The following is a 21,342-nucleotide window of genomic DNA, read 5'->3' on the forward strand; positions in this document are numbered from 1 at the left end:
TGCTGACCGACAGGAAAGTCAGAAGGGCCAATCGGCGTGGCCGAGTAGCGAGGGCGGAGCGTTTCGGGCTGATGAGCATAGACGACCGGCAGCTCCGCTATTTTGTCGACGTAGCCACGTTTCGAAGCATCAACAAGGCGGCCGAATACCGCAACATCGCACAACCGGCGCTCAGCCGCAGGATGCGGCAGCTCGAACACGACCTCAGCACGACGCTCTTCATTCGCCAGCCTCAAGGCATCGAACTGACCGACGCCGGCCAGCGACTGCTGGTGCGTGCGGCGAGCCTGATCGGAGAATTCGACCGCATCCGCGAAGCCATGAGCGACGACGAGAAGGGACCGGAGATACAGCTGCGGGTCGGCTTGCCACCCGGCGTCAGCCTCTTGCTGCTCGACCGGATGGTGAGCGAGGTTTATCGAACGATTGCCAAAGTGATCCTCGAGATCAAGGAAGCGGAAACACGGTTTCTGCTCAACAGTGTTCTCGAAGGCGATCTCGACATCGCGGTCGTCTCCCGCCGCGACTTTTCACCTCGCATCGAGGCTCAGCGCTTCTACTCCGAACCCTTGTTCTTTGCGGTGCATCCAAGCCTCTCCCAACCGCCGTCAGAGGTCACGCTGCCCTTCGCCGTCCCCGATTCCGACGAGACATTCAACGAGACGGCCTATGACTGTCTTCGCAGGCTCGGTCGACCGCCTCAGATCGACATGCGGCTGGCGACAATTTCCAGCATCAAGCGCCTGGTGGATCGAGCGCAGGCCTGCACGCTCGGCCCTTATTCCGCTCTGACCGAAGAGATACGGACAGGGCACTGGAGCCTCACCCGGGTGCCCGGCGTTCTCCTGGAACGCTACCTCGTCTGGCGAAAGGGAGAAGACAGCAATCCGCTCGTCCAGCAGATGCGACGCGTGTTCCTCACCGCAATCGCTTCGGCCACCCGCGACGAAACGGGCGATCTTCTCGTGCCGACCGGCGGCGAAGGCGACACCTGAGTTATCCAGATTTGGCATAGGCCAAACGACGTCGCGGACCTCTATTTTCCCGCCCGGCTCTCCCGTCGCGGGGAGCGATCTGGCGTCGATGACAGCGAGAGAAGAATGTCAGGAGTGATGGGCGCGGCGACGCGGGAGGCGTTGAAGCAGATTTTCGGTGACCGGTACTCGGAAAATTCGAGCGTTCTCGCCAGCCATGCGGGAACTGAGGCGCACCATGAAGCGGCACCTCCAGACGCAGTGGTTTGGCCCCGATCGACGCCGGAAGTGGTCGAAGCCGTTCTGACCTGTGCTCGTGCGGGCGTTCCCGTCATCGCGCACGGTAACGGCTCCTCGCTTGAAGGCAACACAGCTGCCGTCAGCGGAGGGCTGTGTATCGATCTCACCCAGATGAACCGCGTGTTGCGCGTCAGCGTCGAAGATCTCGACTGCACCGTCCAGGCCGGCGTGCCCCGTGAACAGCTCAACGCCGAGATTCGCGATTCCGGTCTGTTCTTTCCCATCGACCCCGGCGCCAACGCCACGCTCGGCGGCATGGCCGCGACGCGCGCATCCGGCACAAATGCGGTGCGCTATGGTACAATGCGCGAGAACGTCCTCAATCTGACCGTGGTCACCCCGCAGGGCGACGTTATTCGCACTGCCGGGCGGGCTCGGAAATCTTCCGCAGGATATGATCTGACCCGGCTCCATGTCGGATCGGAAGGGACACTTGGCGTCATCACGGAAGTTTCGTTGCGATTGCACGGCCGTCCCGAATCCGTCCGCTCCGCCACCTGTCGTTTTCCCGATCCGATCTCGGCCACGCGAGCCGCGACCGAGGCCATCCAGCTCGGTCTGCCGATCGCCCGCATCGAATATCTCGATGAAGCCTGCATCCGGGCGGTCAACGCATTTTCCAACCTGCAGGAAGCTGAAGCGGACACGTTATTCCTGGAGTTTCACGGCTCGACGCAGAGCGTGCAGGAGCAGGTCGCGCTCTTCGGAGAGATCGCGAACAACAATGGCGGCATCGACTTCCGCTGGGCCGAGAGAGATGAGGACCGAAACCGGCTCTGGGCCGCCAGGCATTCTGCCTACAAGGCGGTCGTGAGCCGACGGGCCGGATGCCGCGGCTGGGCCACCGACGTATGCGTCCCGGTTTCCGCCCTGCCCGGTTCGATCGCCCATGCGAAGTCACTGCTGTCGCAATGCACGGTTCCCGCGGCGATCATGGGGCACGTTGGAGACGGCAACTTCCATGTCGTGTTTTCGGTCGATACCAGCTCCGCCAGTGAACTTTCGCAGATCGCGGCGATCAACGACGCCCTGGTCGCACGCGCGCTCGCCTCCGAAGGCACCTGTACCGGTGAACACGGGGTCGGCATCGGCAAGATGAAGTACATGAATGCCGAGCATGGGCCAGCGCTGGATATCATGCGGCGAATCAAGGCCGCGCTTGATCCAAGGGACATCATGAATCCAGGAAAAATCATTCCAAGCATTTGAGGACTCTTCTTGATGGATGACCCCATGATCTCGGCAGCCCGGCTGTCCCGGCGCCTGCACGATTTTGATATCATTGACGCGACCTATTACATGCCGGCCGATCCGGCGCGGGCGCGAGCCGATTTCCAGGCACTCCGGATTCCGGGCGCACGCCTGTTCGAAATCGACGAGATCGTCGACCGGAGCAGCGATCTGCCGCACATGCTGCCCGATGCCGGGACGTTCGCGCGCGCGGCTGCCGAACTCGGCATCGACGGCAGCCGGCCGGTCGCCGTCTACGATCGCAGCGTCAACCATTTCAGTGCGCCGCGCGTATGGCTGACGCTCAAGCTGTTCGGCATCGAAAACTGTTACGTGCTCGACGGCGGCTTCAGCGCCTGGATGAACGCAGGATGTCCCGTCGTTTCGGGAGACGCCGGTGATCGGACCGTGGCACCGCGAACCTGGACGCTGGACAAGGGGCGTGTGCTGACCGGTGCCGAGATGGCAAAAGCTGTCGCCGCCGGTGACGGCACGATCTTCGATGCCCGTTCCAAGGAGCGATTTGCCGGCGCCGCGGCGGAGCCCCGCCCTGGTCTTCGATCGGGACACATGCAGGGCGCATCCTGCGTGCCCTTCACCTCGCTGACGCGATCCGACGGCTTGTTTGTCGATCCATCGACCCTGCGCACGATGTTCGGATACCCGACAGACCGGGAGCCCATCGTGAGCTGCGGATCGGGCCTCACAGCTTGCGTTCTGGCACTGGGCCTTGCGCGTCTGGGGCTCAATGCCCGCCTCTACGATGGCTCCTGGTCGGAATGGGGACGCGGCGCGCTGGGAGACATCATCACGGATGCAGTTTGACACAGCGGCAATCAGTCGCGTCCGGCTCCTCAAGTTGAGAGCGGCTGACCTGTGGACCGCGCGTGCGCGGAAAGGCATGCCTAGCCTTTCGCCATCGGCTGCTCAATTCGCGGATTTGTCGCCTGGACCGCGGGCAACACTTTGCTCATGACGCAGGAAATCTCGCGATATGCCGACACAGCATAACCAGTCGTAACCCCGCCATATCAAAGTGCGGCGTCATAAAATTCTGATGATACGGGAGACGCGGTTTGGCGGGCTTGGTTAGGCTAGTTTGGCGGTTGGGGCCTTGGGGAATTGGCTTCTGTCTCCTGCTGATCGCATTCGTCTATTGGCCCTTCTTCACGCTGATCGCTGGAGCCTTCAAGTCGACGCCATTCGGCGACGGCTCTTTCACGCTCTCGGGATTCCGAACCGTGTTCGGCAGCGCGGCCACGTACCGCGCCTTTGGCGTTTCTGCCCTCTATTCCAGCCTGGTACTCATCTGCTCGATCGCGATCGGGCTCGGCTTCGCGTTCGCAACCGCGCGGAGCTCGGCACGCGCCGTCCGCTTTCTGGTGCCGGCGATGGTGCTCATTGCGGCCATCCCGCGACTGTTCTTTGCCGTGAGCTGGGGCATGATCGGCGCCCCGCGCAGTGGCCTGATCGCCAGTCTCTTCCGGACATTCGGCCACGACATGCCGGACTGGCTGACGATCTACAGCTTCGGCGGCCTCGTCTGGGTCACGGTCCTCAAGGTCTCCGCGGTTGCCTATCTTCTTCTGCTCGGGCCGGTGCTGCAGATCGATCGCAGCCTGGAGGATGCGGCCGTGATGTCCGGAGTCAGCCGGCGGCGGGCGGTGTTGCGGATCTCGCTGCCGCTGCTGACGCCGGCGCTGGTCGCTGTCGCCATGCTGATGTTCGTCGAGGGCATCCAAGTCTACGATTTTCCGGCGCTGCTCGCCGCCCCGGCCGGCATCGAGACCTTGTCGACCGCAGTCGAGGCCTATCTCAGCAAGGAAGCGACGCCGCAATGGGCTTCAGCCACCGCGCTGTCCCTGGTCGTCGTGCTGATGATTACGCTGCTGCTCCTGGTTCAGGCGCGGCTGGTCGGCGGACGCGACTTTACCTCGATCGTCGGCAAGTCGCGCCAGGCCGCCGCGGCCGAGCCGTCACGCTTTGACTGGGCGGTCTCGCTCGCGATCGCGCTCTTCCTCACGCTCGCGCTTGTCCTGCCGCTCACCCAGATGGTGATCGGTTCGCTTCAACCGTATTTCGGCATGTACGGCACCTATACTTTGGCAAACTACCAGGCGATTTTCGCCGACGCACGCCAGGTCATGATCCTGCTGAACACGTTGGCGATGTCGATGGTCGGTGGACTGATCGTCATCGCCATCGCCTTCGTCATGGCCTATGTCGACACCCGAACCACACTCGGTGGTCTGCGCCTTTTCGTCCGCGTCGCATCGTGGGTGCCGGCGACCGCGCCCGGCATCGTGCTCAGCCTGGCCTTTGTCTGGACCTTCGTCAGCACGCCTGGTTTGCGGGCGCTCTACGGCTCCAACATCCTCATGGCCATCGCCCTGGTCGTCGCCCACCTGCCGCTGGCGATCCGGGCCTGCGAGGGCATTCTCGCCCAGGTCAGCCAGGAGCTCGAGGACGCCGCGCGGATGAGCGCGGCACCGCCGGCGACGGTCATGCTCGCGATCACCGCCCGTCTGTGCACGCCGAGCCTTGCCGCGGCCTGGGTGCTGGTCAGTCTCGCCATCGCCGGCGCGCTCGACGTGCCGCTGCTGTTGCAGAGCACGAACAGCCAGACCGTTGCGACCTATGCCTACTCCCTGTTCAGCAACGGTGAGGTGGCGCAGGCGGCGGCGTTCTTCCTGAGCTACATCACCCTTTTCCTGCTGACGGTGGCCGGTCTCTATTTTTCCACCCGCTTCTACGCCGCCCTGCGCAACCAACGCCGTATCGCCGTCGCCGGCTGCTAGGGCCGTCCACTCGCCTGAAGACCCACGAGAAAGAACGATGCTCTCTCCCAACAATACCCTTGCCGACCCCAGCATCCGGATCTCGGCGCTGAGCAAGTCCTACGGCACGACTGAGATCCTGAAAGGGATCAATCTCGAAGTTGCGGCGGGGACCTATCTCTGCCTGCTTGGCCCCTCCGGCTGCGGCAAGACAACGCTGCTTCGCTGCATTGCGGGCCTGGAGCACCCAAGCTCCGGCCAGTTGGATCTGCAAGGCCGGCCGATGTTCCACGAGAAGATGCCCGTTCCGGTCCCGGCCGAGAAGCGGGGCCTCGGCATGGTTTTCCAGCACTATGCGCTGTGGCCGCACATGAAGGTGTTCGACAACATCGCGTTTCCGATGCGCCAGAAGCGGGCCAGCGCCGCGGCGATCGAAACCCGGGTGTCGGATCTCGCCGACCTGATCGGGCTTCGCCCCCTGCTCGATCGCTTTCCCAGTCAGCTGTCGGGCGGACAGCAGCAGCGCGTCGCGCTGGCGCGCGCGCTCTGCATCGAGCCTTCGATCCTGCTGCTCGACGAGCCCTTGTCTAACCTCGACAGCGGACTCCGCAACCAGCTGCGCCGCGAACTGCGCAACATCCACGACCGCCTCGGCATGACGAGCGTAATGGTGACGCACGATCAAACCGAGGCCATGGCACTCGCCGACATGGTCGCGGTGCTTCATCAGGGCGTGGTCGTGCAGTACGGCCCGCCCGCCGAAGTGCTGTTCAACCCGGCCACACGCTATGTCGCCGGCTTCGTCGGCTACGACAACATGCCCGAAGGCATCGTGACGGATCTTGCCGATGGCCGGGTGACCCTCGATCTCGACGGAGCACGTGTCAACGTGCAGGCATCAGGACGGTTCGCGATCGGGGAGCGGCTTGCCATCGGCCTGAGATCGCGGGATGTCAGCCTGACCGGAACACCGAAGGGCAACCACATCGCCGCTACCGTCAGCCGTGTCACCCGGCTTGGTCCTTCGCTCGAAATCGAGATCACGGCAGCTGGCCGGCCGCTGCTGGTTTCGCAGTCGGCCGACGGCACGCCTGCACCGAAGGCCCGCGACCACCTTTTCCTTCAACTTCCAGATATCGCACCACTTCTTCGTTGAGAACCCGTGAGCATGAGAGAGAGCAGCAGAATGACTCGGCATTTTTGGACGAGAAAGCTCCATGGCGTGGCGACAGTCCTTGTCGTCGGATTGAGCACGGGCGCTGCGCTGGCGCGAGACGACTCCGCGATTCTCAAGCCGCTCTACGACGCGGCGGTGGCCGCGGATGAGCGCGAGCTTGTCGTCTATAATCCCAACACCAGCGCCAATACGCCGATCTTCGCTGCTTTCTCGGCGCGCTTCCCGAAGATCAAGATCGTGGGCGTCGATCTATTCGGGCCGAAGCTGACGAGCCGGCTGGAGGCAGAGGCCGCCTCGGGCCAGGCCGCCGGCGACATCATCTACACGACGCCAAACGAGATGCCCGAATACGCCGACAGGGGCTTCTTCGCCAGCTATCAGCCGGAGACGGCCGCCGGCATCGACGAGAAATACGTCGGCAAGAACAAGATGTGGTTCGACTGGACGCTGACGGTCAGCGGCCCGTTCTACAACAAGAGCTACGTCAAGCCGGCTGACGCGCCGAAAAGCTGGCGCGAACTGACCGACAGCAAGTGGGACAAGCAGCTCTCCATTTCCACGCTGCAGAGCGCCTCCGGAACCGGCCAGGCGCTGACGGCACTCACGCTCGCCGGCAAGCTCGACCGTGCCTGGTTCGCACGCCTCGCCGCCAATCACCCCATCGTCTCGCAACTCAATGCCCAGGCAATCCAGGCGGTGGCTTCAGGCCAGGCGACCATCGGTCTGGACGTTCCCTACCACTTCTTCAAGGCGGCCGCGAAGAAGGGTGCGCCGTTCGAGTTCATCTTCCCCGAGGAAGGCGTCATCTCGATCCCGCTCAACGAAGCCATTCTCGCCAAGGCACCTCATCCGAACGCCGCCAAGCTGTTCGCCGCCTGGCTGTTCAGCGCGGAAGCACAGGCGCTGCTCGCCGAGATCGGCATGCAGGGGACCATGCCGGATGCACCGAGGGTCGCCGGCGCCCCGCAAGGCCTCGTCTTCAATGTGATGGATTGGCGTACGCTGGTCAGCAAGTTTCCGGCCCAGCTGGAGATGTACAAGGAGGTGTTCTCCAACTGAGCTGCCGGCTTGTGGTCGATCGCCGCCGTCGACGTCGCTCTGGAAGCCAATCAAAGCGCCAGACTCAGACATCAGCGGCGGCGGCCGATATCGCTTTCTCGGATGACGTGCTCGCGTGTGTGCGCGTGATCGCCAGCAGCATTATCGAGCGCTGAAATACTGACTCCAGCTAAGTCGCGTCATACGGTCAAATGGGTGAGAATATCCTCTCGATCGACCTCGGATGCAGCCGCACTCAAGACGACCTCGCCATGATCCATGATCACGATGCGGTCGGCTATCCGATCGACCAGCGTCAAATTTTGTTCAACGACCAGAAATGACGCTCCGGCGTTTTTGCGCGCAACGATCAGCTCCGCCATCCGAACCACATTCTCGAATTGAACGCCTTCGGTCGGCTCGTCGATGACGATCATGTCCGATCCTTCCGCGAGGCCCCGGACCAGCGACAACAGCTTTTTCTCACCTCCGGAGAGCGTACCGGCATGCTGCCGAAGCCGTTCGGATAGTCTCGGGAACACCTGAAAGTAGCGATCTAGATCGTCGAGCCGACGGTTCGCGCGCATCAGCGAGAGATTTTCGGCGACGGTAAGATCGTCGAATACCACCCTTTCCTGCGGACAATACGTTAACCCGACAGCGAGATTCTCTGATGGTCGCGCCCCGGTTATCTCGTGCCCCGCCAGCCGCACCGCCCCACTGAGCGGCCGCAGGAATCCACAGGCGAGTTTTGCCAGGGTGGATTTTCCGACTCCATTTCGACCGAGGAGGCACACGACTTCCCCGCGTCCGATCGAAATGCTGACATCCCGCACGACCCGCCCCGATCCATACCCGCCGGAGATCTTTTCGATCTCGAAATAGCCGCCTGTCACCTCGAGCCTCCAACGTAGACCGCCTGAACCTCCGGGTTATGCTGGACTTCCTCGATGCTGCCGTCCGCAAGGAAGCGGCCTTGATGCAGAACGACAACGCGATCGGCAAGCCGTCGCACCAATTCCATGTCGTGCTCGATAATGATGATGCGCAAGTTGAGGTATTGCCGCGCCCACTGGATCGCCTCGATCACCGCAGACGTCTCCTCATGCGACAAGCCCGCGCACGGTTCGTCCAGCAATAGCAATCGCGGCTCGGTGATCAGTGCCATCGTGAGCTCGAGGAGCTGACGTTCGCCGTGCGAAAGAGCGGACGCCAGCTTGCCGCCTTGCTCCAGGAACTGAAAGCGTCCCCGCATTTCTTCCAGCAACGGCGAAGTCCATCCGAACAGGCTCGGACGAAGGAGATCAAAAAGCCGCCAACGCCCGGCCCACAGCGCGACCGCCAGATTTTCATCGATCGTCAGCTTCGGAAATACGGAGGGCGTCTGGAACTTGCGAGCCACTCCCTTGCCCGCAACAGTAGCCGGCTCGGGTCGCAGCACGTCCAGTCCATCGATGACGATACGACCGCCGCGCTTCGGCAATACGCCTGTCATGACATTGAGTGCCGACGTTTTGCCTGCCCCGTTAGGGCCAATGACGCAGAGTACCGCTTCCTCTCCGGTCCGCACCGAGAGACCGTCGAGAATTGTCACGTCACCTACGCGTACGCGCACGTCTTCGAAGGCCACCGAGAGCGGCGACGCAGTACGCGGCTTGCTCGGCGCCTCTAGCGGGACCGGAACAGCATTGCGCCCGAGCGATAGTCGCCGCAATGGCGCAAAGAGTGTCATGAGCCCGCCGGGTAGGCGCAGCACCACGAGGATGAAGAACAAGGCAATGACAATCTCCCACCACGGGAAACGATCGCGCAGTTCTGCCGAGAGCACACCAACGACGAGGGCGCCGATCACGGGGCCGAGCACGGTGGCCCGCCCCCCGACAGCGGCAAAAATCACAAGATCGCCGGAAAAGGCAAAGCCGGCGAGATCCGGCGTCACCAGGTTTTGCTGTGGCGCATACAGCGCACCTGCGAGCCCGGCAAGACCGCAAGCAACAGCAAATCCCGCGGCCTTGAGCAACGCAACATCATAGCCGAGGAAGGCAAGCCGGCGCTCGTTGTCGGCGATGGCTCGCCACAATACCCCGATCGGAGCGCGCACCAGATAGTCCACGCCGGCGATGCTCAGGGCCAGGACCACTGCGATGAGATGGTAGAGGTCGAGAAAGCCATCGAGGCCAGGCAGCCCCGGAATGTTGCGAAGTCCGTTGAAGCCGCCGGTGACGCTGCTCCAGCCGTTCGCTATCTGGAAAGCGGCCAGGGTCAGAGCAAGCGTCATCAATGAGAATGATGGCCCCTGCTCGAAGCGACCGCGAAAGACCAGGGCCGCGAAGGCAAAACCGAACACCGCCACGACGACGCTGGCCGCAGGGAGAACGAGATAGGCCATTGGCGATGTGCCGAAGCCGAACAGCCCGTATGCAGTGAGGTACGCCGCGATCGCGACGAACATGCCCTGTCCGAGCGGCAGGATGCCGACTTGTCCCCAGGTCAGACCGATGCCCAACGCCGCCAGGCCATAGAGGAAATAGAGCCCAAGCTGATACGCCCAGAACTCGCCCAGGAAGAGCGGCAGGAGGACCAGAGCCGCCAGTATCAGCGCGTTACGGACGAGGAAAGAGGCCACGGGGTCGCTGCCACAGAAAGAGGATGGAGAGAAAGAGCATGGCAAGATAGGCCGTGGTCGGATTGACGGTGGCCGAGAGCACGCTCTGCAAACCACCGATAATGCCGGCACCGGCGAACAAGCCCGCAACGGTGCCCATTCCGCCGACCACGAGCGCGAAAAACGAGTTCACGATGAACGCCAACCCCATGAACGGCTCGACCGGTGTCAGCGGCGCGATCATCACACCGGCGATACCCGCCATGGCAGTGCCGGTGACGAACGTGTTCCGGGCCAGTTCTCGTGTCTTGATGCCGACCGCCTCCGCCAATACCGGGTTGCCGACCATGGCACGTATCCGTGCTCCGGTCGGCGCCCGGCGATACCAGAGAAACAAGCCGGCCAGCACAGATGCCGAAACGCCCATCAGCACCAATCGATAAGTCGGATATGCTTCGCCAAAGAAATTCAATGAGCCGACGACGGGGATTTCGACGCTGCGATATCCACGGCCGAAGCCCAACTCGACGAGCTTGCGAAGCAACAACCCTAATCCCCAGGTTGCGAGCAGCGTCTCAAACGGTTCGTAACGCAATGGCCTGATAAGGAAACGCTCCACCACAAGACCGATGATGCCGCACACGCCCGCAGCCGCTGGGACCGCAAGCACATACGGCAGCCCCGACTTTTGCACCACATAGGCAGTATACGCGCCTATCATGATGAACTCCCCATGGGCGATGTTGAGCACATTCAACAAGCCCATCACCACGGCCAGGCCGAGGACGATGATGGCGAGGATCAGGACTTCATAGACGACGTTGATGACCTGCGTCAGGAGAAGCGTTTCCATGCTCGTCGGAGCTCGTCACGTGCAGGACTGCTGGGTCGGAACAGCCGAGAACGTATCGATCACGGTGAACTTCGTTCCATCACATCGAGCGAGGAAAATGTTCTTCGTGGTGTGACGCTTCGTCATCGTCATCGGTCCGCTCGGCGTCTCGAACGAGATTCCCTCAGCCGCGGCAGCGAACTCCTTGGCACCGAGCGACTTCGATTTTGCAGCCACAGCGGATGCGAAAATGAAGGCATCGTAGAGGCCTTTGGAAATCGTGCATTGCTGCGGCGCCTTGTCGCCATACTTCTTGGCGAGTTCGCCGATGAACGTCTTGTTCTCCGGCAGATCGATGTCGGCAAAGTAGCCGAGGCTCGAGTAGAGATTCTTGCTGGCGTCCTTCCCGATGCCCATCAGGGTGTTTTCCTCGAGCAGGCAGGACAGCCGGACGATGTCGTCGGACAGGTTGAAATCGGCGAAGGTTCGATTGAAGTTGACGTTGTCGCCACCGACCAGCGTTTGCAGCACGACGGAAGGCTTCTCGGCCTTGATCTTGGCTACGGTGTTCTCGAACTTGTTCGGCGCGCCGAGCGGATAGTAGTCCTCCGCCACGACCTTGCCACCGATCTCGCCGATATATTTCTTGGCCTTCTCGTTCGTCGTGCGGGCCCAGACGTAGTCGTTTCCGACCAGATAGAAGGTCTTTCCCTTCGCGAATTCGAGCAGCTTCGGCAACGTCTTCTGCAGTTCCTGCTCAGGCACTTCACCGAGGAAATAAACGTTCGGCGAGCAATCGTCTCCCTCGAAGACCGGCGTGTAAACGTACGGGAGTTTACCCTTGACGACGTTTTCGACGCCCTGTCGCACTGCGCTATCATGCGAGCCGAAGATCATCTCGACCTTGTCGCTCAACATCAGCTTGACGGCACTCTTCGCCACCTCTGCCGGCGATGCGCCAGCGTCGGCAAACACGATGGCGACCTGGCGGCCGAGGATTCCGCCCTTGGCATTCACGGTCGCGGCGCCCAGTTCTGCGGCGGCGCGTTGTGCAGGACCGAACAGCGCGGCAGGTCCCGAATCGGCGACAAGCACGCCGATCTTGAGCACATCCGCCGCCATGGCTGGGCGAAGGATCGCGGGCGCGCCGATCGCCAGAGCACCTGCGCTCGCAGCACGAACGAAATTCCGACGGGTCAATTTGAACGATGTGAGCATCTTTTCCTCCAATTATCGCATCCACTGTGTCGGCAATCGATTCACGGTAACGGCGGTGCCGGGAACAGGCTCTCCAGTGCAATGGCAAGAGAGAGCAGATCTCGATCGCGCCCTGCGGGAGCATCGAATTCGAGACCGATCGGCAATCCGCTCCGGGTGAGCCCGACGGGAAGGCTGATGCCGGGAATTCCCGCGTTGCTTCCCGGATCCGTATTGCGCACCACCGTCGGAAAGGTGGGAACGGCGCGTCCATTGAGGATCACGGTTTCGTCTTCACCGATGAGTGGCGCCGGCACGGGCGCCGTCGGGAAGACAATGGCGTCAACTCGATGGTTGGAAAAGCAGGCTCGATAGAGAGAAATGAGCTTCGGCCGATGAACCTCGATCGCGTCGCGATAGGCTCGCTCGGAGATCGCCGTTGCCGGGTCCAGCAGCGGCCTCAGAATGGTCTTGACGTCGGGACTCGCGGCTTCCGCCACGATCTCTGCGAAGCGTTTAGCAACGCCTTCGCCTTCCAGATACCGGTCCAAGTCCCGCTTCGCTTCATACAAGGCGACTGTAAATGAAACAGCCTCATCGACTGCGGCAATTTCCGGCAGATCGACGTCGACCAGGACAACGCCCGCATGCTTCAGCGCTTCGAGCGCGGATTCGCATATGCGGGACGTTTCCTCCTCAAGATCCTCCCAGAAGAATCCCCGCGGCACGCCGATGCGAAAGCCGGACAGCCGCGTCACCGGCATCGGATCTCGCTCGCCCGTGACGGCGGCGTCCAACGCGGCAAGGTCAGCCGCCTTGCGCGCGAGGGGACCAGCCGTGTCCCGTGTCGATGAGATCGGAACGATGCCAGCCTGAGGCCACCTCAGCAGGGTTGGCCGAAACCCCATCACCCCGCAGAAAGCGGCTGGAACGCGGACTGATCCGCCGGTGTCCGAGCCTATACTGGCCGGAACGATGCGCGCGCCGACGGCTGCGGCAGAACCGCCGCTCGAGCCTCCAGGCACGTGACGGTGACCGAATGGATTCTTGATGGCGCCGAAGGCTGAATTGTTCGAGGTGATTCCAAATGCCAACTCGTGCATTCCGACCTTGCCGAAGGGGATCGCGCCCGCCGCTTTCAGGGCGCTGACCACCGGCGCATCTGCCCGCGGCCGGTGTTCGCGCAGACCGGGCGTTCCGGCAGTGGTCGGCATGTCGGCAGTATTGATGTTGTCCTTCAGTGCAATCGGCACCCCGTGCAACGACCCAAGCTGCTGACCGGCCTGTCTCTGCTGGTCGGCGCGGCGAGCCGCGGCCATGACTTGGTCCGGCTCGAGAGTCATGAATGCATTCAGGGAAGAATGCGTGTGCGCCCGCTCCAGGAGTGCCGCTGCAAGGCCCTCCGCCGTGAGGTCTCCCGAGCGGATCGCGGCAGCGGCCTCCACCACACCCAGTTCGTGCAGATTGTTCATCGCCCGCTCTCGAATGATGCTTCTGAGGGACGATGAGTAGGATGCCCGCGCCAACGGCGGTATCAACAGAAATGTGGAGCCGCCCCTTCGCCGCAATGCAACATCGAGGCAGCGGCGACGAAGTAGCCGGAGACACCCCGCCTAGCTGTTGGCCTTCTCGCGCACGACCGTGGCGGCAAGTTCAGCCCGGTTGGCGCAACAGCGCTTCCGCATGGCATTGTTGATATGAGTGCGCACGGTCGCGAAGCCGATATTGAGCAGCCGCGCGATGTCCCGGTCCGTGCAGCCGCGAGCGATCAGGTCGGCAACATCCGTTTCCCGTGGTGTCAGATCCTCGTAGCGATGTATCGCGCGCAACATCGCGCCTCGCAAAAACGGCTCAAGACCGGTCAGAAGATCGATCTCGCGACTTTCGAAATCAGGTCGCGACGCCGCACGCCAAATCCGAAGGTCTCCGAGGTCGCGGTGGCCGTCGAAAACATACATGTTGACCCCGTGGTGAAGACCATCGCGCGCCAGGAAGTCGTTGTAGAACTCGGTGCGCACCATGTCGCGCCGGGACAGCACCTCCTCGACGAACGATGCGCGCCGACGCTGACGAAGCTGAGCCGTCATCGGATCATGAAATTGATACCAGTCGTCATAACGCTTCAGATTCTGCGGATCCATGTTGAATGCGACGCCGTGCTGGAAATGCTGAGCATCCGGATGCCAGATATACGATGCTCCGAAATCAGCGCGCAGCAGCCGAAGCAGATCGGGCAATATTGCCCGTCTCAGGTCGGCACCCGGCTCCATCCGCTCGAGCCGCACGACGATGTCACCGAATAGCTTCAGATCTTGCGAGCTGACGTCACGGACGTGCACCATCGATTGTCCCTCCTCCCAGGTGACCGTGCAAGTTTCTTGCCACCATAAGGGGAGCTGCCGAGAGCACAAAGGGATTAATTCGGGACGGCCGACAGCATCCGACTGGCGGCTCGGCTTACGGACTGGGCGCCACCGGATCAGTCCGGTTTACAGCGAGACCAGCTCAGGGTGATGCCCTCGTGGTCGTCGAGGGCGTTTTCTTCCAGGCCGCCGTGCGCGCCGCTCTCAGACGGCCGATTGCGACGCCAGCGCGGGAATCGGCGACAGCGGATCCGGGTCGAACGGGCGGCGGACCTTCGACAGATCGATCGTCGCAATCAGGAGGCCGTCCTCGTCGTGGCCGAGCGGCGCCACAACATCCTGGCCGTCGGGTCCGAAAATGTGGGTTGCCCCGCCGCCGCTGCTGATCATCCGGGCGCGCTCCGGCGTGTCGGAGAACTCCTTCTGCAACGCGGCGCCGATCACCTGGGTCGGCGCGAGCACGAACATCCCGCCCTCCGCGGCATACCCGCTGGTCGCGTTCATGTTGACCTTGGCGCTCATCGGGATGTTCTCCGGCACCAGACCGAAAGCCGGCCACGCCGCGACGTGGATTTGTTCGTTGAGCCCGAGCATGATGTGGCGCAGCAATGGACGCTTGTGCTCCGAGCAGTTCAGCGCCCCGATCGTGCCGACGTTCGTATCCACCACGATCAGGTTGGTGTTGGGATCGCCTGCTGCGTAGAAGGTACCTTCGGCGTTGGATGGCTTCAGCTTGCGCCGTGCGAGGATGGTCTTCCCTGATTCATCGATGATCCACTGCGCGATGAAGATGCGGCCTTCCGCGTCACGTTCGCTGACGCCGAGCACGACCATGATGCCATGCTCTCGTGCCGCGGCGGCGATACGCTTATGTTCCGGGCCACCATGCTCAGCCGAGTTCTTGATATAGGTACGTCTGTAATCGGCTTGCCATTGCTCATCCCCGAGCCACAGGAACACGGGATAGCCCGGAAGCCAGACCTCCGGAAACGCGATGACCCGAGCGCCTTTCCGGGCAGCTTCTGCGATCAGGGTGATGGTCTTCTCGGTGGTGGCGGCCAGGTCAAACCATACCGGTTCACTCTGGACGGCCGCCACGGTGATGCTTCCTTCTCTCATTGCAATGTCCTTCACGTTCCGTCGCAGACTGGAGGAATTTCCGTCAAACTCTAGATTGCCGTTCCATCCCCCGGATATGCTCGATGAGCATATCCTTCCCACCGTCATTCTTGCTTCGGGCGCGGCCAGCGGCGCGTCTGCTTTGACGCCGGCGCGACGGTGTGTGGCTCCTCATAATTGGATGAACTGGCTGTCAAGACGTGCGGCCTCTGGACAGCCGATAAGTGCCAGCGTCGTATCGAGTTCGGCAGTGAGGATTTCAAGCACGTGACGAGCCCCTTCTTCGCCGGCAGCGGCGAGCCCATAAAGGATGGCACGTCCCAACAACACCGCCTTGGCACCGAGCGCCAACGCCTTAACCGCATCTGCTCCGCGGCGTATGCCGCCATCGACGAGGAGTGGCATCGCAGTCTGATCCGACATTTGCGCTAACAAATCTATGGGCGCCTGAACGTCCTCGATCTGCCTTCCTCCATGATTGGACAGAACGACGGCATCAACGCCAAGTTCCCGGCATCGACTTGCGTCGGCCGGAGTCATAATGCCCTTCACTATGAGCGTACTCGGCCAGGCGTCGCGGAGCGCCTGAAGATCCTGCCAGCTGAAGCTGGCATCCATCTGCCGACGCATCAAGGCGGCTTGTGCGTTCACGTCGGTTGCCTCAGGGCTGGCAAAATTCGCGAGCTGGGGCAACCCATGGCGGATTTGCCTGAGCGCCCACCCTGGATGAGTTACGGCGTCCAGAACCGATCGGGGAGTCTGGCGGAACGGAATCGCAAACCCATTTCGCAGATCACGCTCCCTTTTGCCATTCACCGCGACATCAACGGTGAGGACCAGCACATGGTAACCCGCATCTTTGGCCCTGCGGACAAGCTGCTGCGCCAGATCTCGCTGCACGACGTAAAGCTGAAACCAAAGATCACCGCCCGCCCGCTCCGCCACGTCCTCAATTGTCGCGTTTGATGCAGTCGAAAGTACAAACGGGATCCCCGCACTGCGAGCGGCCCGGGCTAGCGCAACATCGCCGTCAGGCCACAGAGCGCCGTTCAGGCCTGTCGGTGCGACCACAAAGGGCGTTGGAAGCGACCGTCCGAATAGAGATACCGACGAACTGCGCTGGCTGACATCGACAAGGCGCCGAGGAGCAAGCTTTATCGCCGCAAAAGCTCCAAGATTTCGGTGCAAACCACGTTCGCTTTCGGCTCCCCCATCGAGATAGTCGAACACCATTTTTGGAAGGCGACGCTTAGCCAGGCTTCGATAGTCGTCTACGCTAATCGGGGTCACTGCAAGACCTCAAGCCACGCCGTTCTTGTCATAAGGGCAACCCCACACGGTTCTCCGCAAGTCGACCAATATCGCGTAGACCGTTCAAGTCTCGGTGAATGTGACCGCGGCCGTCTCGTCTTCGCTGAAGCTGACGCTCGTGAGACGCGGGCTACGGTTGACCATGAGGCGGACGACGTCACCGCGGGCGTAGTGCCCCGAAGGGTCGTAGGCCGCCTTGGCGATTGCAATCATTGACAGGTCTACGTCAGCATAGAGGATGCCTTCCTTGTCCTGCGGCAGATGCTCGCACAACGGCTGACCGTCGGGACCGAAGATCATCGAATAGCCTCCACCCGGCTTCGCTCCCTCCGCGTTCAGCAAATCGGCCTTTTCCGGAGTATCGCAAAGCATGTCGAACATATCCTGACCGGTAATTGCCGAGGCATGCAGGACGAAGCAACCTCCCTCCAGCGCGTAGATTTGGCTGGCGGCGAGATTCACCTCGTGGCCCAAAGCGTAGGCTTTGCCGCGATACAGCGTGAAGGATGGCCACGACGCCACGTGAACTTGCTCGTGCATCGAGTACATGGCGTACTTCGACAACGGCTGAATGTGCTCGGCACAGCACAAGGCTCCGAGGCGTCCGACGCTGCTCTCGACGACGCGGAAATCAGACCCATCTCCTTCACCATATAGCGTACGTTCGACGTGGGTCGGCTTGAGCTTTCGACGGTTGAAGATGATCTTTCCCGCATCGCTAATGAAAACCTGACTGAGGTAGAGCGTTCCTCCGTCGATTTCGGAGAAGCCCATCACAACATTGATTTTCGCTTTGGCGGCGGCCGCACAGAGATCGAGGATTTCGGGCCCATCAGCACGCAGCGAATTGGCGTGATAGCGGGGAACAAACTGCATTCCCCAAGCCGGCGTCCCGAGCCAAAGCCACCAAGGATAGCCTGGAATCCAGACTTCCGGGAACGCCAGCAGTTTCGCCCCTGCTGCACCCGCCTCCTCGATGAAGCCAATCGCCTTGGCCACGGAAGCCGGCGCATCCATGAATACCGGTGCGGCCTGAACGACCGCGACTTTGAATTTCGTGTCCTGCATGGCGAGATCTCCGGACCAGGTTTCAGGTTGTGGGGAATGACGCGGATCGGTCCGGATCGGACTCGGCCATGCGCCGGCGTATCCGGAACGGATCGAGGCGCCACTTTTCCGGAATGAGAGAAACGGCGCCGCCTGGAGCTGCCACCATGGTCAAGATCGCAAGCAGCCCGACCCCAATGAAGTACCAGGCGCCATAGCCCGCAAAGGTCTCGCGCAGCAGGAAATAAACAACGGTCCCCACGATCGGGCCTTCCAGCGTTCCGATGCCGCCGAGAACGGCAATGAAGATCGCGGCGGCGGTCCAGTTCAGCGAGAACGAGGCATCCGGCGTGACCTGAAGCGTATTCATGTACGAGACCGCGCCGGCAAGCCCCGCCATGACGGCGCACAGGACCCAAAGCGCGATCTTCGCACGGGCGACCGGAACGCCGCTGGCCATCGCGGCAGGTTCGGAGTCACGCACGCTCATCAACGCAAGCCCCAGCGCGCCGCGTAGCACCTGTCGGCTCGCGACAAGCGATCCGACGCCGACGAACAACGCTGCCCAGTATACCCCCGCGTTGCGCGTCCACCGATCGATATCGCCCATCGCCTCCAGCGGCATGCCGCCTCCGGCTCCCAGCCATGGCGAGTTCAACGTCAGTATCCGCATCATTTCGGCGAGAACCCAGGTGCCGACCGCGAAGTAGGCGCCGCTCAGGCGGAACATCGGCCAGGCTGAAACAAGCGCGAAGGCGGCGGCAAAGACGGCTGCGGCAGGCAGCAGCAGAAACGGATTGAGTTGCAGCTGGTTCGATAGCGTGAACAGCGAATAGGCACCTACGCCCACAAACACGTGCAAGCCGATGGCAACCAGACCGCCGTAACCGGCGAGTAGATTCCAGGCGAGCGCGACGGCAAACAGCGTGAAGACTTCGACGAGCAGCCGCTGCACGGCGAACGTCGAGAACCAGGGAATCAAGACTGCGAGCGTAGCGACGACAAGGAGCCCAGCCCCCGCGGAAATCCGTACCAATGTCGTCTTCGAATTCGCATTCGACAGGGTGACCGCGGTCATGATGCCGCCTTTCCGAACAGACCTTGGGGACGAGCGAGCAAAGCGACGAGAAATACGAGATGACCGAAGAACGGACCGAGGCCCGAGGCGATCTTCGCGCCGAAGAGTTGAGCGACGCCGATCACGAGCCCGCCGAAAAGCGTACCCCAGATATTGCCCAGCCCGCCGAGCACCACCGCCTCGAACGAATACAGCAGCCGCTCGGGCCCGGCCGTCGGCGAGAACGGCGTTCTGAGCGCGTACAGCACCGCCGCGACGCCGATGGTCGAAAAGATGACCCCGGTTACAATCGCAAAGAAGCGGCGATCGTTCACGCCGACCAGCCTTGCGGTGCCCGGATCGTCTGACACTGCGCGCGCCTGGCATCCGAAATGCGTGTGCCCGACCAACCAGTGCGTCGCCCCGAGCAGAGCGACGCTCGCGAGTGCGGAAAGCAGCGGAAGAACGCCGATGGAGACGCCGGCAACGCTGAAGCCCAGACCAGCCAGATCGCCGGCCTGCAAACTGCGCGTGTCAGCCGAAAACATTTCCTGGAGGACATTCTGCAACACGATCGAGAGGCCGAATGTCAGAAGCAGCGGAGCGAGAGGATCCCGTCCGACGACGCGATTGAGCAAGGTGACCTGAAGCAGCCAACCGAGCGCGAACATCATCGGAATGACCACGAGCAAGGCGGTGAAAGCACCAGCGCCCGCGCCGCTCATCACCGCACTGGTCAGATAGGCCCCGACGACGATCAGATCGCCATGGGCGATATTGATCATGCGCATGACCCCGACGCTCAGGCTCAGGCCAAGCCCGAACAGCGCGTAGAGCGCACCCAGCATCAACCCGTTCAGCAACGTTTCCGCGGCGATCTGCACGATCAGTCTCCAAAATACGCGGCCGACACGCGCGCATAGTCGGCGGTCTTCGAGTTTCCCTCGAGCACGACATTTCCCTTCAACATGCAGTAGTACCTGGACGACTTCGCGAGCGCGCGACGCACGTTCTGCTCGACCAGGACGATGGCCATGCCTTCGTCGATGACGGTGGCGAGCAACTCGTAGACCGCCTCGACCGCGACCGGCGAAAGCCCGAGCGATATCTCGTCGCAGAGAAGGAAGTCGGGATTCGTGACGAGTGCCCGGCCGACGGCCACGAGCTGCTGCTGACCGCCGGAAAGAGCCGTAGCGGGACGAGACCGCAGCTTCTGGAGAACCGGCAATTCGCGATAGAGACGGTCGGGCGTCCATGGACCACGACGGCCGTTTCGCGCGGCGAGCAGCAGATTCTCCTCGACGGTCAGGCTCGGAAACAGCCGGCGACCTTCCGGCACCAGCGCAATTCCACGGTCTAGTTGATCGATCTCGACGGAGCCGCCGACCGGCTTTCCGTCAAGCAGCACGCTCGCGGCGGCAACCTGGACGGAGCCCACGATGGCGCGAAGAAGCGTCGACTTCCCGGCGCCATTCGCTCCGATCAACGACACGACCTCGCCACGCCCGACCGAGAAATTGATGCCGAACAGGGCCTGAAACATGCCGTAGTTCGCGTTGAGATCTTCAGTGCGCAGCATGATGCGCCTGCTCGTCGAGATCGGATCCAAGATAGACGTCGCGAACTTCGCGACTGCTCATGACCGCGCCGGGCGCGCCGTCGCCGAGCAACCTTCCTTCGGACAGCACGAGCAGTCGATCGGCTGACGAGACCAGCGCATGGACGAGATGCTCGATCCAGATCACGGTCACGCCGGCTTTGTGGATCGAGGTGACGAGATCCAGCAGTTCGCCGACCTCGGCGTCCGTCAGCCCGCCCGCGACTTCGTCGAGCAGCAGCAACCGTGGCTCGGTCGCAAGCGCGCGAGACAGTTCGAGCCTCTTGCGCTGCAGCAACGTAAGCCGCCCGGCGGTTGTATCACCGAGATGCTCGATGCCGCAGCTGATGAGCGCTTCCCTGGCTTTTTGCTTCGCTTGCTTCCCGTGCAGAGAAGCTCCGAAGGTCGCCGCCACGAGCGCGTTCTCAAACACGGTCATGCCCTGGAACGGTTGTGGGATCTGGAACGTCCGGCCGATGCCCGCGCGGCAACGCGCGTCGGCGCCGAGCGCGGTGACGTCTTCCCCACCGAAATAGACCGCGCCGGAATTACAAGTGAGATTGCCGGAGATCAGGCCGAACAGAGTGGTCTTGCCCGCTCCATTCGGTCCGATCACGCCGACGAACTCGCCTGCCCGAACCGTAAGCGTCAGGCCGGGGATCACGACCATGTCGCGATAATGCTTGCTGACGTCCCGTAGCTCCAGCAACGCTGTCAT

At 62.2% G+C, this 21,342-nt stretch carries 19 protein-coding genes; 6 read left to right on the forward strand and 13 right to left on the reverse strand.

The window, feature by feature from the left end:
* The first annotated feature begins 71 nt into the window (after positions 1–71).
* The 6 genes from BRSPCE3_RS30420 (at position 72) to BRSPCE3_RS30445 (ending at position 7,517) form a co-directional block, all read left to right on the forward strand.
* On the forward strand, positions 72–995 hold the full coding sequence (locus BRSPCE3_RS30420) for a LysR family transcriptional regulator (protein ID WP_244070023.1): 924 nt from the start codon (positions 72–74) through the stop codon (positions 993–995).
* 105 nt (positions 996–1,100) lie between these two features.
* Complete coding sequence (locus tag BRSPCE3_RS30425; RefSeq protein WP_244070024.1) at positions 1,101–2,483, forward strand: FAD-binding oxidoreductase; 1,383 nt, start codon at positions 1,101–1,103, stop codon at positions 2,481–2,483.
* 24 nt (positions 2,484–2,507) lie between these two features.
* Positions 2,508–3,329: a sulfurtransferase gene (locus BRSPCE3_RS30430; protein WP_244070025.1), complete on the forward strand. Its 822-nt coding sequence runs from the start codon at positions 2,508–2,510 to the stop codon at positions 3,327–3,329.
* Positions 3,330–3,745: 416 nt separating this feature from the next.
* The gene (locus BRSPCE3_RS30435) at positions 3,746–5,302 is read left to right on the forward strand and encodes an iron ABC transporter permease (RefSeq protein WP_244070026.1); all 1,557 of its coding nucleotides are present in this window, start codon (positions 3,746–3,748) and stop codon (positions 5,300–5,302) included.
* A 37-nt stretch (positions 5,303–5,339) separates the two neighbouring features.
* Positions 5,340–6,437, forward strand: a complete 1,098-nt coding sequence (locus tag BRSPCE3_RS30440) for an ABC transporter ATP-binding protein (RefSeq protein WP_244070027.1) — start codon at positions 5,340–5,342, stop codon at positions 6,435–6,437.
* Positions 6,438–6,503: 66 nt separating this feature from the next.
* Entirely contained in the window at positions 6,504–7,517 is a 1,014-nt protein-coding gene (locus BRSPCE3_RS30445) for an ABC transporter substrate-binding protein (RefSeq protein ID WP_244070028.1), read from the forward strand.
* 179 nt (positions 7,518–7,696) lie between these two features.
* On the opposite strand, the gene BRSPCE3_RS30450 is transcribed toward BRSPCE3_RS30445, so the two are convergent.
* From BRSPCE3_RS30450 to BRSPCE3_RS30510, 13 genes are all read right to left on the reverse strand, one after another.
* Positions 7,697–8,392 (reverse strand): ABC transporter ATP-binding protein, encoded by a 696-nt coding sequence (locus BRSPCE3_RS30450; protein ID WP_244070029.1) that lies wholly within the window; start codon positions 8,390–8,392, stop codon positions 7,697–7,699.
* Positions 8,389–10,122, reverse strand: a complete 1,734-nt coding sequence (locus BRSPCE3_RS30455) for an ATP-binding cassette domain-containing protein (RefSeq protein ID WP_244070030.1) — start codon at positions 10,120–10,122, stop codon at positions 8,389–8,391. Before BRSPCE3_RS30455 ends, BRSPCE3_RS30450 begins: the two co-directional genes overlap by 4 nt.
* Positions 10,100–10,954 carry a branched-chain amino acid ABC transporter permease gene (locus BRSPCE3_RS30460; RefSeq protein WP_244070031.1) on the reverse strand — a complete coding sequence of 285 codons (855 nt, stop codon included), beginning with the start codon at positions 10,952–10,954 and terminating at the stop codon, positions 10,100–10,102. Before BRSPCE3_RS30460 ends, BRSPCE3_RS30455 begins: the two co-directional genes overlap by 23 nt.
* Positions 10,955–10,969: 15 nt before the next feature.
* Positions 10,970–12,151 (reverse strand): substrate-binding domain-containing protein, encoded by a 1,182-nt coding sequence (locus BRSPCE3_RS30465; RefSeq protein ID WP_244070032.1) that lies wholly within the window; start codon positions 12,149–12,151, stop codon positions 10,970–10,972.
* Between the two features lie 41 nt (positions 12,152–12,192).
* Positions 12,193–13,602: an indoleacetamide hydrolase gene (gene iaaH / locus BRSPCE3_RS30470; RefSeq protein WP_244070033.1), complete on the reverse strand. Its 1,410-nt coding sequence runs from the start codon at positions 13,600–13,602 to the stop codon at positions 12,193–12,195.
* Positions 13,603–13,743: 141 nt separating this feature from the next.
* Positions 13,744–14,472: a LuxR C-terminal-related transcriptional regulator gene (locus tag BRSPCE3_RS30475; RefSeq protein ID WP_244070034.1), complete on the reverse strand. Its 729-nt coding sequence runs from the start codon at positions 14,470–14,472 to the stop codon at positions 13,744–13,746.
* 225 nt (positions 14,473–14,697) lie between these two features.
* Positions 14,698–15,591: a carbon-nitrogen hydrolase family protein gene (locus tag BRSPCE3_RS30480; protein ID WP_244070035.1), complete on the reverse strand. Its 894-nt coding sequence runs from the start codon at positions 15,589–15,591 to the stop codon at positions 14,698–14,700.
* Positions 15,592–15,783: 192 nt separating this feature from the next.
* Positions 15,784–16,902 (reverse strand): alpha-hydroxy-acid oxidizing protein, encoded by a 1,119-nt coding sequence (locus tag BRSPCE3_RS30485; RefSeq protein ID WP_244070036.1) that lies wholly within the window; start codon positions 16,900–16,902, stop codon positions 15,784–15,786.
* Between the two features lie 84 nt (positions 16,903–16,986).
* Complete coding sequence (locus BRSPCE3_RS30490; RefSeq protein ID WP_244070037.1) at positions 16,987–17,991, reverse strand: nitrilase; 1,005 nt, start codon at positions 17,989–17,991, stop codon at positions 16,987–16,989.
* 22 nt (positions 17,992–18,013) lie between these two features.
* Positions 18,014–19,048, reverse strand: a complete 1,035-nt coding sequence (locus BRSPCE3_RS30495) for a branched-chain amino acid ABC transporter permease (RefSeq protein ID WP_244070038.1) — start codon at positions 19,046–19,048, stop codon at positions 18,014–18,016.
* Entirely contained in the window at positions 19,045–19,911 is an 867-nt protein-coding gene (locus BRSPCE3_RS30500) for a branched-chain amino acid ABC transporter permease (RefSeq protein WP_244070039.1), read from the reverse strand. The genes BRSPCE3_RS30495 and BRSPCE3_RS30500 overlap by 4 nt, the downstream gene beginning before the upstream one ends.
* Before the next feature lie 2 nt (positions 19,912–19,913).
* Positions 19,914–20,606 (reverse strand): ABC transporter ATP-binding protein, encoded by a 693-nt coding sequence (locus tag BRSPCE3_RS30505; RefSeq protein WP_375709986.1) that lies wholly within the window; start codon positions 20,604–20,606, stop codon positions 19,914–19,916.
* Positions 20,593–21,294, reverse strand: coding sequence for an ABC transporter ATP-binding protein (locus BRSPCE3_RS30510; protein WP_244070041.1), 702 nt, complete (start codon positions 21,292–21,294; stop codon positions 20,593–20,595). Before BRSPCE3_RS30510 ends, BRSPCE3_RS30505 begins: the two co-directional genes overlap by 14 nt.
* Positions 21,295–21,342: the final 48 nt, after the last annotated feature.

This window comes from Bradyrhizobium sp. Ce-3, from assembly GCF_022835695.1.
In the GTDB taxonomy this organism is placed as follows: domain Bacteria; phylum Pseudomonadota; class Alphaproteobacteria; order Rhizobiales; family Xanthobacteraceae; genus Bradyrhizobium.

Excerpts from the sequence above, each read along its gene's own strand:
- BRSPCE3_RS30495 (WP_244070038.1), bottom strand. The coding sequence starts at position 19,048 with ATGACCGCGGTCACCCTGTCGAATGCGAATTCGAAGACGACATTGGTA.
- iaaH (WP_244070033.1), bottom strand. The coding sequence starts at position 13,602 with ATGAACAATCTGCACGAACTGGGTGTGGTGGAGGCCGCTGCCGCGATC.
- BRSPCE3_RS30510 (WP_244070041.1), bottom strand. The coding sequence starts at position 21,294 with ATGGTCGTGATCCCCGGCCTGACGCTTACGGTTCGGGCAGGCGAGTTC.
- BRSPCE3_RS30490 (WP_244070037.1), bottom strand. The coding sequence starts at position 17,991 with ATGCAGGACACGAAATTCAAAGTCGCGGTCGTTCAGGCCGCACCGGTA.
- BRSPCE3_RS30460 (WP_244070031.1), bottom strand. The coding sequence starts at position 10,954 with ATGGAAACGCTTCTCCTGACGCAGGTCATCAACGTCGTCTATGAAGTC.
- BRSPCE3_RS30465 (WP_244070032.1), bottom strand. The coding sequence starts at position 12,151 with ATGCTCACATCGTTCAAATTGACCCGTCGGAATTTCGTTCGTGCTGCG.
- BRSPCE3_RS30440 (WP_244070027.1), top strand. The coding sequence starts at position 5,340 with ATGCTCTCTCCCAACAATACCCTTGCCGACCCCAGCATCCGGATCTCG.
- BRSPCE3_RS30425 (WP_244070024.1), top strand. The coding sequence starts at position 1,101 with ATGTCAGGAGTGATGGGCGCGGCGACGCGGGAGGCGTTGAAGCAGATT.
- BRSPCE3_RS30430 (WP_244070025.1), top strand. The coding sequence starts at position 2,508 with ATGATCTCGGCAGCCCGGCTGTCCCGGCGCCTGCACGATTTTGATATC.
- BRSPCE3_RS30505 (WP_375709986.1), bottom strand. The coding sequence starts at position 20,606 with ATGCTGCGCACTGAAGATCTCAACGCGAACTACGGCATGTTTCAGGCC.
- BRSPCE3_RS30475 (WP_244070034.1), bottom strand. The coding sequence starts at position 14,472 with ATGGTGCACGTCCGTGACGTCAGCTCGCAAGATCTGAAGCTATTCGGT.
- BRSPCE3_RS30420 (WP_244070023.1), top strand. The coding sequence starts at position 72 with ATGAGCATAGACGACCGGCAGCTCCGCTATTTTGTCGACGTAGCCACG.